9 protein-coding genes are annotated in these 11,622 nt (G+C 72.3%); 3 read left to right on the top strand and 6 right to left on the bottom strand.

Features of this window, described 5'->3' with window-relative positions:
• Window positions 1–52: 52 nt before the first annotated feature.
• On the top strand, window positions 53–1,591 hold the full coding sequence (locus AB0J12_RS07505; RefSeq protein ID WP_363263265.1) for an oligopeptide:H+ symporter: 1,539 nt from the start codon (window positions 53–55) through the stop codon (window positions 1,589–1,591).
• Window positions 1,592–2,153: 562 nt separating this feature from the next.
• Here AB0J12_RS07505 and AB0J12_RS07510 read toward each other — a convergent pair.
• The gene (locus tag AB0J12_RS07510; protein WP_363263267.1) at window positions 2,154–2,636 is read right to left on the bottom strand and encodes an ATP-binding protein; all 483 of its coding nucleotides are present in this window, start codon (window positions 2,634–2,636) and stop codon (window positions 2,154–2,156) included.
• Between the two features lie 217 nt (window positions 2,637–2,853).
• Window positions 2,854–3,255, bottom strand: coding sequence for an STAS domain-containing protein (locus tag AB0J12_RS07515; RefSeq protein ID WP_363263268.1), 402 nt, complete (start codon window positions 3,253–3,255; stop codon window positions 2,854–2,856).
• Between the two features lie 249 nt (window positions 3,256–3,504).
• On the opposite strand from AB0J12_RS07515, the gene AB0J12_RS07520 reads away from it, so the two are divergent.
• Window positions 3,505–4,374: an RNA polymerase sigma factor SigF gene (locus tag AB0J12_RS07520; protein ID WP_363263269.1), complete on the top strand. Its 870-nt coding sequence runs from the start codon at window positions 3,505–3,507 to the stop codon at window positions 4,372–4,374.
• Between the two features lie 136 nt (window positions 4,375–4,510).
• Window positions 4,511–6,058, top strand: a complete 1,548-nt coding sequence (locus AB0J12_RS07525) for an RICIN domain-containing protein (RefSeq protein WP_363263270.1) — start codon at window positions 4,511–4,513, stop codon at window positions 6,056–6,058.
• A gap of 31 nt (window positions 6,059–6,089) precedes the next feature.
• Here the strand turns inward: AB0J12_RS07525 and hutI are convergent, their stop codons facing one another.
• Genes hutI through hutU form a run of 4 tightly spaced genes read right to left on the bottom strand, consistent with a single transcriptional unit; the run spans window position 6,090 to window position 11,510 of the window.
• On the bottom strand, window positions 6,090–7,259 hold the full coding sequence (hutI, locus tag AB0J12_RS07530; protein WP_363263271.1) for an imidazolonepropionase: 1,170 nt from the start codon (window positions 7,257–7,259) through the stop codon (window positions 6,090–6,092).
• A gap of 38 nt (window positions 7,260–7,297) precedes the next feature.
• Window positions 7,298–8,635, bottom strand: coding sequence for a formimidoylglutamate deiminase (locus tag AB0J12_RS07535; protein WP_363263272.1), 1,338 nt, complete (start codon window positions 8,633–8,635; stop codon window positions 7,298–7,300).
• Entirely contained in the window at window positions 8,632–9,849 is a 1,218-nt protein-coding gene (locus AB0J12_RS07540; RefSeq protein ID WP_363263273.1) for an allantoate amidohydrolase, read from the bottom strand. The genes AB0J12_RS07535 and AB0J12_RS07540 overlap by 4 nt, the downstream gene beginning before the upstream one ends.
• On the bottom strand, window positions 9,846–11,510 hold the full coding sequence (gene hutU / locus AB0J12_RS07545) for a urocanate hydratase (RefSeq protein WP_363263274.1): 1,665 nt from the start codon (window positions 11,508–11,510) through the stop codon (window positions 9,846–9,848). The genes AB0J12_RS07540 and hutU overlap by 4 nt, the downstream gene beginning before the upstream one ends.
• Between the last annotated feature and the right edge of the window lie 112 nt (window positions 11,511–11,622).

Genomic DNA, 11,622 nt, shown 5'->3' on the forward strand with positions numbered 1-11,622 from the left:
TCGCCGAGCAAGGGGGATACCGACCGCGCGTCCCGACCAGCAAGGAACGACCATGGCGTCCAGCCTGACGAAGGCCTCGGTCCAACCGGGCACCCCCGGTTCCGGGAAGACCTTCTTCGGCCATCCCCGCGGACTGGCCACTCTCTTCATGACCGAGATGTGGGAGCGATTCAGCTTCTACGGCATGAGGGCTCTGCTCGTCGTCTACCTGCTCTCCGGCGGCCCCGACGCCAAGAAGGGCAGCATGGGCGGTGGCCTGGGCATGGACCTGGCCACGACGACGGCGATCTACTCCGTCTACCTGTCGATGGTGTACCTGCTCGCCATGCCCGGCGGCTGGCTCGGCGACCGCGTCTGGGGCCCCCGCAAGACGGTGGCCATCGCGGCGATCACGATCATGGCCGGTCACCTCGTCCTGGCGCTGCCCGGCGGCCAGGCGCCGTTCTTCGCGGGTCTCGCGCTGGTGGCGCTCGGTTCCGGTCTGCTGAAGGCCAACATCTCCACGATGGTCGGCCACCTGTACGACGGTCCGGACGACCCGCGCCGTGACGGTGGCTTCACGATCTTCTACATGGGCATCAACATGGGTGCCTTCTTCGCGCCGCTGATCATCGGCACGGTCGGCCAGGAAGTGAACTGGCACCTCGGCTTCGGCCTCGCCGCCGTCGGCATGGCCATCGGCCTCGCCGCCTTCCTGCTCGGCACGCGCAACCTCAGCCCGGAGAGCAACGTCGTCCCGAAGCCGCTCGCGGCCGAGGAGCGCGCCACGTGGCTGCGCAAGGGCCTGATGTGGCTGGCCATCGCGGCCGTCTTCTACGGCGTCGTCGGCTTCACCGGCCACTTCACGCTGAACTGGGCGATGATCCCGCTCACCGTCATCGGTCTGGTCATCCCGGCGGGTGTGCTGCTGCGCATCAAGCGGGACAAGGAGCTGTCGGCCGTCGAGCAGTCGAAGATGACCGGGTACATCTGGTTCTTCGTCGCGGCCGCCGCGTTCTGGATGATCTACGACCAGGGTGGCTCCACGGTCCAGGCCTTCGGTGAGACCAAGGCCGCGGACTCGCTGTTCGGCTTCAGCTTCCCGTCGTCCTGGTACCAGTCGCTGAACCCGGTGTTCATCATGGCGCTGGCGCCGGTCATCGCCTGGTTCTGGCTGTGGCTGAACCGCAAGGGCCAGGAGCCCAGCACGGTCGCGAAGTTCGCGGCGGGGCTGTTCTTCATCGGTGTGTCGTTCTTCTTCTTCCTGCTGCCGCTGGGCATGGCGTCCGACGGCACCAAGGTCACGCCGATGTGGCTGGTCGGGATCTACCTGATCCAGACGGTCGGTGAGCTGTGCATCTCGCCGGTCGGCCTGTCGGTCACCACGAAGATGGCGCCAGCGAAGTACGCCAGCCAGATGATGGGCGTGTGGTTCCTCGCGGTCACCGCGGGCGACTCGATCACCTCGCTGCTGTCCAACCCGGCGATCGCCGGGGTCGACCTCAGCGGCAAGGGCGCGGTGCTCGGCGAGGCGGTTCTCGCTGCGCTGGCCGGGTTCGCGGTGTACATGTACCGGCGCAAGGTGAAGGCGCTGATGGGGGACGTTCACTGACGTTGCCCGCGCGGGGCCGTCGTATCCCTCGGGGGGTGCGGCGGCTTCGGCGTTTTGGTGCGTGTTCGTCTGCGGGTTGCGTTGTGGCTGGTCGCGCAGTTCCCCGCGCCCCTCATATGCCTGCGGCGGCCCGTTGCGGTGCGTCGTGGCGTGCCTGGCGCCTGCGGTTCGTTGTGAGTCGGGGCCGGGGTGCGGGGCGTCCGTCCTCGGTCCGGCCGCCCGTTCCCGACGGTCTCACTGTGTCCCGGTGCCGGCCGCTGCGGGCGGACACCCCCCACCCCGTCCCCTTCCCGCCGTCGGCGACTGCGACAACGCCGTGGCGCGCGCCAACGGCTGGCATAGCTGCGGGCAGTCGTGCCCCCCAAGCTTTTCGAGCAGGGGGGACCCCAGGGCGGGGACCCCCAGGGCGGCACGGTGAGCGCAGCCGCACCCCGTCGTGCCGGGCTGCGCACCCGCGGCGGTCAGCACAACGCCGGGCAGCACGAAACGCCGGGCACGCAGCCAACGGCGGTCAGGACAATGCCGGGCGCAGCCCAAACGGTGCCGTCGGGAGGGATACCGGTTACGCCGGCGCGCCCAGTTCTGCCCAGACTCTCTTGCCGGCGAGGCCCGGGAGTCGTACGACGCCCCAGTCCAGGCACAGGCGCTGGACGATGAACATGCCGTGGCCGCCGGGGCGTCCGGCGCGGTGGGGGGTGCGGGGGGCCGGCTGGCCCGTGCCGCGGTCGGCCACCTCGATGCGGATCACCTTGTTGTCGCAGGTGAGTTCCATCCGGTCCGGCCCCTCCGCGTGCAGGCACGCGTTCGTGACCAGCTCGGACACGACGAGCAGCACATCCTCGGCCGCGGCCCGCTGATCCGCGGAGTCGGCCGGCAGCCACCCCCACGCGTACAGCGCCTGCCGGGCGAAATCGCGGGCGAGCGGAACGACACCGCTTTGGTCGTCGAAGCTCAGCGTGCGGACCTGACGGCCCGCCGACGCCCCGGAAGCGCCGCTGGGCTCCGGGCCGCGGTCGCCCGGCGAACAAGGCCGGGTGGTGCTCATCAGCGCTTCACCTCACCGATTCACCAGTTCAGGATTCAAGACTTCGGTTCACGACTCACTACGTGGCTCGACGGGGGATGGTTCCGTCGATGGCTCGACAGGTTCAGGATGTCTCCTGCCCGACCCGGCGGACGGAACACCCCCCGGTTCGGCGCGGCGGGTGTGACGTACACATACCTCGGGGCGCGGCCCGGACGGCATCCCACGGGCGGGCAGGTCAGTCGGCGGCGCCCGGCGGTCCGGAACCGCTGTCACCTGCGAGGGCGTCCTCGACCGAGTCGTGCACGGTGAAGACCGCCTCAGCGCCTGTGATCTCGAACACACGGGCCACCACCGGCTGCATCCCGGCGAGATGCACCCCACCCCCGGCGGCCTCCGCCTTCAGGCGGGCGCCGAGCAGTACGTTGAGGCCCGTGGAGTCGCAGAACTCCAGACGCGAGCAGTCGACGACGAGCTTGCTGAAGCCCTTGCCGAGGCAGTCCTCAAGGGGCTCGCGCAGCAGTTCGGCGGTGTGGTGGTCCAGTTCACCCGCCGCCGTCACGACGGCACTGGAGCCCTCTTCCCGCACCTCCACCAGAAGCCGGCCCGACTGTGCGCTGCCGACCGTCCCGCGGTCCATGCCGTGTTACTCCCGAGGTCGTGGCTGCTGACTGACGACCTCGAACACTACGCCTTCTCCACGGGACCCGACACCCGAACAACCGCACACAAACGGACATACCCGAACGAAACGCACTTGCGATCGTTCCCTGCGAGCGGGTAGGCCTAGTAGGAACCCGTAACCGACACGGCCGGCTTTGGAGGCGCCGCACACCGCAGTGCACGTACTGGCTTCGGCAGCCATATGCCGAGAACGATGGAGGACCTCATGTCACCCCGGCTCGACGCCTCGCATACCCGGACGACGACGTCGACACCCCCTCCGGAGGACATCCTTTCCGGACTCCCGGACATCCCCCCTTACGACGAGGTGGGTCCCGTCGACGCGCGGGCCCTGTCCAAGACTCTGTTCGAGCGGCTCGAGTCCCTCGAAGAAGGCACGTACGAGTACTCGTACGTGCGCAACACCCTCGTGGAGCTGAACCTCGCGCTCGTCAAGTTCGCCGCCTCCCGTTTCCGCTCCCGCAGTGAGCCGATGGAGGACATCATCCAGGTCGGCACCATCGGCCTGATCAAGGCGATCGACCGCTTCGAACTGTCCCGGGGCGTCGAGTTCCCGACCTTCGCGATGCCAACCATCATCGGGGAGATCAAGCGTTTCTTCCGCGACACGTCCTGGTCCGTGCGCGTCCCGCGCCGGCTGCAGGAGCTGCGCCTGGACCTCGCCAAGGCGGGCGACGAGCTGGCCCAGAAGCTGGACCGCGCCCCGACGGTCGCGGAGCTGGCCGAGCGCCTCGGCCTGAGCAACGACGAGGTCGTCGAGGGCATGGCCGCCTCAAACGCGTACACCGCCTCCTCGCTGGACGCCCAGCCGGAGGACGACGACGCCGAGGGCGCGCTCGCGGACCGTATCGGCTACGAGGACCACGGGCTCGAGGGCATCGAGTACGTCGAGTCGCTGAAGCCGCTGATCGCCGAGCTCGCGCCGCGCGACCGGCAGATCCTCTCCCTGCGGTTCGTCGCCGGCCTGACCCAGTCGGAGATCGGCGAGGAGCTCGGCATCTCCCAGATGCACGTCTCGCGCCTGCTGTCGCGCACGCTGGTGCGGCTGCGCAAGGGCCTCACCGTCGAGGACTGACAGGACCCTCCACGGCGTTCACAGGGGTTACCCGGGGAAACTTTCGCTCCCCGGGTCCCCTGCGCCTTCCCCATGCACTACGGTCACCCCCCAACCGGACGGTATGCCGGGGGACGCGTGCGCGAGGAGGCGGCGGATGGCCCGGGCGGAGGCGGAGTGGTACGCGGATGCGTCCGACGCACGTCTGACGGAGCTGCTGCGCACGGGGACCGCGACCGCCTACCCCGCCTTGCAGGAGCTGCGCCGCCGCCACCTGAGCCGCGTCCTGGACTACGCGCGCCTGTGTGCCGCCGGTGACGCGGCGGCCCGGCAACTGGCGGCGGAGGCGTTCGCGCACGCGGCCCGTGAGGTCGCCCGCGGGATCGACCCCGCCGTACCGTGGCGGCACCACCTGCTGCTGCTCACCGTCCAGCTCGCGGGCGCCTGGTCCGCCGACGAGCGCGCGGGCGGCCTCGACCCCTCTTTTCTGCTCGTGATGAGCAGCGCCGGCCCGCACGGGCCGGCCCCCGCGATGCTCCCCGCCTTCCGCTCCCTGCCCCCGCGCGCCCAGGGCCTGATCTGGTACGGCGTCCTGGAAGGGGAGACGGCCGAGCGCACCGCCGCCCTTGTCGGCGTGAGCCCCGCGGACGTCGCCCACGGCACCGGCCCCGCGCTGAAGGCCCTGGCCCAGGCCTGCCTGCGGCAGCGCCTGGCCGCCTCGCCCGACCCGGACTGCGGTGACTTCCGCCGTCTGATCGAGGAGTCGGTACGGCCCGACGGCCCCCGCGACAGCGCCGATCTGCGGGCCCACATGACGCACTGCGCCTCCTGCACGGCCGCCCGCGAGGAGCTGACCGCGCTGTACGACACGCCCGCCGCGGTGCTGGCCGAGGGACTGCTGGCGTGGGGCGGCACCGCATATCTACGGCAGGAGGCCGCCGACACCGGTCCGCTTCTCCCGCCCGAACAGCCGGCCTGGCGGCCCGCCCGCCGGGTCGCGCTCGCCTCCGCCGCGCTCGGCGTCGCGCTGGTCCCGCTGCTGGTGCTGCTGCTGGAGCCCGCCGAGCAGCCCGCCCAGGACCGGGCCAGCGCGGTCACCACCCCGACGATCGCCCCGCCCGTGACGGTGACGGCCACGACGACCGTCCCGGCGTCCCCCTCACCGTCCCGCACGTCGGCGTCCCCCTCGCCGTCGCCTTCGACGTCACCGTCCGCCGCGCCGTCGTCCACGCACGCCGCGCCGAAGCCGGCTCCCACCCGGCGGCCTCCTGCCCCGCCCTCTCCCGCGCCGCGGCCGCCGGGCGGCACGTACGCGCAGGTGGTGAACGCAGCGTCGGGCCTGTGCCTGGACGTGCGCGACGGCGCCTTCGAGGAGGGCAACGACGTCGTCACCGCCCCGTGCGACTCCTCCCCCACCCAGCGCTGGCGCTACGACGACGAGCGCGGCGCGCTGCAGTCGTACGCCGATCCCGGCTTCTGCCTGGACAGCCGCGGCGACGTGGACCGCGGGGTCGGGATCTGGGAGTGCGGTTCGCTGTACGGGCGCAACGGGGACAATCTGCGGTTCGTGGTGGACGGCGACGGGGCGATCCGCCCGGTGATCGACCTCGGCAGTGCCCTCACCCCGGAGTGGGGCGGCGACGGGTTGTCCCTGGACCGCCTCGACGGGAGCGCCCGCCAGCGGTGGCGGGCCGGGGCGCGCTGACGCCGCACGGCCGGCTGCCGCGCCGGCCCGCTCAGGCCACGCGCGTGCCGCGGCGCCAGACCTCCGTGACCAGCGGGACACCCGGCCGGTACGCCAGGTGGACGTGGCTGGGGGCGTCGAGGACGGCGAGATCGGCATAGGCGCCCGGGGTGAGGCGGCCGATGTCGTCGCGGCGCAGGGCGGCCGCGCCGCCCGCGGTGGCCGACCACACCGCCTCGTCGGGGGTCATGCCCATGTCCCGGACGGCGAGCGCGATGCAGAAGGGCACCGAGGAGGTGAAGGACGAGCCCGGGTTGCAGTCCGTGGACAGGGCGACCGTGGCGCCGGCGTCGAGCAGCCGGCGCGCGTCGGGCCACTCGGCGCGGGTGGAGAACTCGGCCCCGGGCAGCAGCGTGGCGACCGTGGAGCTGTTGGCGAGGGCGTCGACGTCGGCGTCCGTGAGGTGGGTGCAGTGGTCGGCGCTGGCCGCGTCGAGTTCGACGGCGAGCTGCACGCCGGGGCCGTGGGAGAGCTGGTTGGCGTGGATGCGCGGGAGCAGGCCCCTGGCCTTGCCGGCGGTGAGGATCGCGCGGGCCTGGTCGCCGTCGAAGGCGCCCTTCTCGCAGAAGACGTCGATCCAGCGGGCGTGCGGCGCGCAGGCGTCCAGCATCGCGCCGGTGACCACGTCGACGTAGGCGGCCGGGTCGTCGGCGTGGTCCGGGGAGACGATGTGCGCGCCGAGGTAGGTGACCTCGTCGGTGTGGCGTGCGGCGATGCGCAGGGCGCGGGCCTCGTCCTCGACGGTCAGGCCGTAACCGGACTTGGTCTCGAACGTCGTGGTGCCCTGGCGCAGGGCCTCGGCGAGGTAACGGGTGAGGTTGGCCTCGAGTTCCGCGTCGCTCGCGGCACGGGTGGCGGCGACCGTGGTGCGGATGCCGCCGGCGCTGTAGGCGCGGCCGGACATACGGGCGTTGAACTCCGCCGTGCGGTCGCCCGCGAAGACCAGGTGGGAGTGGGAGTCGACGAAGCCCGGGAGCACCGCCCGGCCGCCTGCGTCGACCCGGTTGTCAGTGGCGGGTGCTTTGCTTGACGTACCGATCCAGGCGACGCGGTCGCCGTCGACGACGACGGCCGCGTCCTGGATCAGACCGAGGGGGGAGCCGTCACCGAGGGAGGGGTCGTTGGTGACCAGCGCGGCGATGTTGGTGATGACGGTGCTCATGGTGTCCTCGTGGTGGGCCTGGATGGGTGACGGCCGGGTCAGCCGCGCAGGGCTTCGACGGCGCTCGCGAGTGCCTGCGGCACGTCCGGTACGAGTGAGTGGTGACCGTCGCGCACGACGTGCCGGCCGCCCACGACCGTGTGCCGTACGTCCGCTGCCGTCGCGGCGAATACGGCCGTCTCGGCGCCGAGCCGGGGCAGCGGTCCCGCTGTCCTGACCGAGTCCAGCGCGATCGTCGTGAAGTCGGCGAGGGCGCCGGGGGCGAGGGTGCCCGCGTCGGACCAGCCGAGGGCGGCGTGGCCGTCGGCGGTGGCGGCGCGCAGCAGGGCGGCGGCCGTCCAGTGGCCGCGGGTGCGGGTGCGCAGCCGCTCGTTCAGCTCCATCGCGCGGGCCTCTTCGAGCAGGTCGACGACGGCGTGGCTGTCGGAGCCGAGGGAGAGCGGGGAGCCGGCGCGCTGCAGGGCGGCGGCGGGTCCGATGCCGTCGGCCAGGTCGCGTTCGGTGGTGGGGCACATGCAGGTGCCGGTGGAGGAGCCGCCGAGCAGCGCGATGTCCTCGTCGGTGAGGTGGGTGTTGTGCACGCCGGTGGTGCGCGGGCCGAGCACGCCGTGGTCGGCGAGGAGCCGGGTGGGGGTGCAGCCGTGTGCCTGAAGGCAGGCGTCGTTCTCGGCGGTCTGCTCCGAGAGGTGCACATGCAGCGGGGCCCGCCGCTCCTCGGCCCAGGCGGCGACGGTGGCCAGCTGTTCGGCGGGCACGGCCCGCACCGAGTGGATCGCCGCTCCGATCCGTGCGTGATCGCGTTCCTTGAGAAGTGAAGAGCGTTCGGCCCAGGCCGCGGCGGTGCCGTCGGAGAAGCGCAACTGGTGGGCGTCGGGCGCGGCGCCGAAGCCGGCGGAGAGGTAGCAGGTGTCCAGGAGGGTGATGCGGATGCCGGCCTCGGCGGCGGCCGCGATCAGCGCCTCGCCCATCGCGTTGGGGTCGGCGTAGGGGGTGCCGCCGGGGGCGTGGTGGACGTAGTGGAACTCGCCGACGGCGGTGATGCCGGCCAGCGCCATCTCGGCGTACACCGCGCGGGCGAGGGCGTGGTAGCTGTCGGGGGTGAGCCGGTCGGCGACGGAGTACATCACCTCGCGCCAGGTCCAGAAGGTGCCGGAGCCGACCTGGACGGTGCCGCGCAGGGCCCGGTGGAAGGCGTGGCTGTGCGCGTTGGCCAGTCCGGGCAGGGTCAGTCCGCGCAGCACCTCGGCGCCGGGCGGCGGGGTGGTGACGCCGGTGCGGACGGCGGTGATGCGGCCGCCCGTGATGTCGAGGGCGACGCCCGGCTCGACGTAGGTGCCGAGCCAGGCGTGTTCGAGCCAGTACGTCCTGTGGGTCACCGGCAGGCCAGTCCTTCCAGTACGTCGGCGAGGGCGTGCACTCCGGCCACACAGTCGTCCTCGGCGGCGGACTCGGCCGGGGAGTGCGAGACGCCCGTGGGGTTGCGTACGAACAGCATGGCGGTCGGGATGCTCCCGGACAGGATCCCGGCGTCGTGTCCCGCGCCCGTGCCGAGGACGGGCACGGTGAGCTCGCCGTCGTGGCCCAGGAGGCGGGCGAGTTCGTCGCGCAGGGCGTGGTCGAACTCGACGACGGGCGTGAAGGACTCGCGGACCACGTCCAGGTCGACGCCGTGGGCGTCGGCGTACTCCCGGGCCGCCTTCTCGATGCCGGCGAGCACGGTGTCGAGGGTGTCCTGGGCGGGGGCGCGGGAGTCGAGCCAGCCGCGCACCAGGGAGGGGATGGCGTTGACGCCGTTCGGCTCCACGGCGATCTTGCCGAAGGTGGCCACGGCACCGGCGAGTTCGGCCTCGCGGCGGGCGGCGAGGACGGTCTGGGCGTAGGGCAGCATCGGGTCGCTCCGGTCCACCAGCCGGGTGGTGCCGGCGTGGTTGGCCTCGCCGCGGAAGTCGAACCGCCAGCGGCCGTGCGGCCAGATGGCGCTGGCCACGCCGACGGCGTCCCCGGTCAGGTCGAGGGCGCGGCCCTGCTCGACGTGCAGTTCGACGAAGGCGCCGATGCGGGCGAGCCGTTCGGGGTCCGCTCCGATGGCGTCGGGGTCGTGGCCGGCGGCTTCCATGGCCTTGGCCAGGGTGACGCCGTCGCCGTCGGTGAGGCGGTGGGCCTGCTCGCGGGTGAGCTGCCCGGCGGTGAGCCGGGAGCCGACGCAGGCGAGCCCGAAGCGGGCGCCCTCCTCGTCGCCGAAGTTGACCAGGGCGAGCGGCTTGGTGAACTCCGCTCCCCGCTCGCGCAGTTCGTCCAGGGCGGCGAAGGAGGACACCACCCCCAGGGGGCCGTCGAAGGCGCCGCCGTCCGGCACGGAGTCCAGGTGGGAGCCGGTGACGACGGCGTCCCCGGCGTGCGGGTCGCCGAGCCAGGCCCACTGGTTGCCGTTGCGGTCCACCTCGTAGGTGAGCCCGCGGTCCTCGGCCTGCTGCCGGAACCAGGCCCGGCAGTCGGCGTCGGCGCCGGTCCAGGCGTAGCGCCGGTAGCCGCCGGAGGCGGAGTCGCGGCCGATCGGCAGCAACTCCGCCCACATGCTGTGGAAGCTCACGCCCCGTCACCCTCACGCATCGGCACCCGCACCCCGCGCTCGGCCGCGACGGACTCGGCGATGTCGTAGCCGGCGTCGACGTGCCGGATGACGCCCATGCCGGGGTCGTTGGTCAGCACCCGGCGGATCTTCTCGCCGGCGAGCGGGGTGCCGTCGGCGACGGTGACCTGGCCGGCGTGGATGGAGCGGCCCATGCCGACGCCGCCGCCGTGGTGCAGGGACACCCAGGAGGCGCCGGAGGCCACGTTGACCATGGCGTTGAGCAGCGGCCAGTCGGCGATGGCGTCGGAGCCGTCGAGCATGGCCTCGGTCTCGCGGTAGGGGGAGGCGACGGAGCCGCAGTCGAGGTGGTCGCGGCCGATGACGATCGGTGCGGCCAGCTCCCCGGAGGCGACCATGTCGTTGAAGCGCTCACCGGCCTTGTCGCGCTCGCCGTAGCCGAGCCAGCAGATGCGGGCGGGCAGGCCCTGGAAGTGGACCCGCTCACCGGCCATCTTGATCCAGCGGGCCAGGGACTCGTTCTGCGGGAACAGGTCGAGGATCGCCTTGTCCGTCTTGGCGATGTCGGCCGGGTCGCCGGACAGGGCGGCCCAGCGGAAGGGGCCCTTGCCCTCGCAGAACAGGGGACGGATGTAGGCGGGGACGAAGCCGGGGAAGGCGAAGGCGCGGTCGTAGCCCGCGAGCTGGGCCTCGCCGCGGATGGAGTTGCCGTAGTCGAAGACCTCGGCGCCCGCGTCCAGGAAGCCGACCATCGCCTCGACGTGCCGCGCCATGGACTCGCGGGCGCGGGTGGTGAAGCCGGCCGGGTCCTTGGCGGCGGCGTCGGCCATGTCCTCGAAGGCGATGCCGACGGGCAGGTAGGCCAGGGGGTCGTGGGCGGAGGTCTGGTCGGTGACGATGTCGATGGGGGCGCCCATCGCGAGCAGCTGCGGGACCAGCTCGGCGGCGTTGCCGAGGACGCCGATGGACAGCGGCTTGCGCTGGTCGCGGGCCTCGGTGGCGAGCTGCAGGGCGTGGTCGAGGGAATCGGCCCTGACGTCGAGGTAGCGGTGCTCGATGCGGCGGTCGATGGCGCGCGGGTCGCAGTCGATGCAGATGGCCACGCCGTCGTTCATCGTGACGGCGAGGGGCTGGGCGCCACCCATGCCGCCGAGGCCGGCGGTGAGGGTGATGGTCCCGGCGAGGGTGCCGTTGAACTTCTTCGCGGCGACGGCGGCGAAGGTCTCGTAGGTGCCCTGGAGGATGCCCTGGGTGCCGATGTAGATCCAGGAGCCGGCGGTCATCTGGCCGTACATGGTCAGGCCGAGGGCCTCCAGGCGGCGGAACTCCTCCCAGTTGGCCCAGTCGCCGACCAGGTTGGAGTTGGCGATGAGGACACGCGGCGCCCACTCGTGGGTCTGCATGACGCCGACCGGGCGGCCGGACTGGACCAGCATGGTCTCGTCCGCCTTGAGGCCCTGCAGGGTGCGGACCATCGCGTCGAAGGAGCGCCAGTCACGGGCGGCCTTGCCGGTGCCGCCGTAGACGACGAGCTTGTCGGGGTGCTCGGCGACCTCGGGGTCGAGGTTGTTCTGCAGCATCCGCAGCGCGGCTTCCTGCTGCCAGCCCTGCGCGCTGAGCTCGGTGCCGCGGGGTGCTCGTACGGGGCGGGGTCCCGACATCGTCTGCCTCCTGCTGTTACTACGACTATTCACATCCTGACTTCCTGAATAGAACTAGTCAACACGGGGGAGCGGCCACGTCCGCGCGCCGCGGGTGTTTGGCTGGATGCGG

The organism is Streptomyces sp. NPDC049915, assembly GCF_040656475.1.
Taxonomy (GTDB): Bacteria; Actinomycetota; Actinomycetes; order Streptomycetales; family Streptomycetaceae; genus Streptomyces.

Excerpts from the sequence above, each read along its gene's own strand:
- AB0J12_RS07520 (WP_363263269.1), top strand. The coding sequence starts at position 3,505 with ATGTCACCCCGGCTCGACGCCTCGCATACCCGGACGACGACGTCGACA.
- AB0J12_RS07505 (WP_363263265.1), top strand. The coding sequence starts at position 53 with ATGGCGTCCAGCCTGACGAAGGCCTCGGTCCAACCGGGCACCCCCGGT.
- hutU (WP_363263274.1), bottom strand. The coding sequence starts at position 11,510 with ATGTCGGGACCCCGCCCCGTACGAGCACCCCGCGGCACCGAGCTCAGC.
- AB0J12_RS07515 (WP_363263268.1), bottom strand. The coding sequence starts at position 3,255 with ATGGACCGCGGGACGGTCGGCAGCGCACAGTCGGGCCGGCTTCTGGTG.
- hutI (WP_363263271.1), bottom strand. The coding sequence starts at position 7,259 with ATGAGCACCGTCATCACCAACATCGCCGCGCTGGTCACCAACGACCCC.
- AB0J12_RS07510 (WP_363263267.1), bottom strand. The coding sequence starts at position 2,636 with ATGAGCACCACCCGGCCTTGTTCGCCGGGCGACCGCGGCCCGGAGCCC.
- AB0J12_RS07525 (WP_363263270.1), top strand. The coding sequence starts at position 4,511 with ATGGCCCGGGCGGAGGCGGAGTGGTACGCGGATGCGTCCGACGCACGT.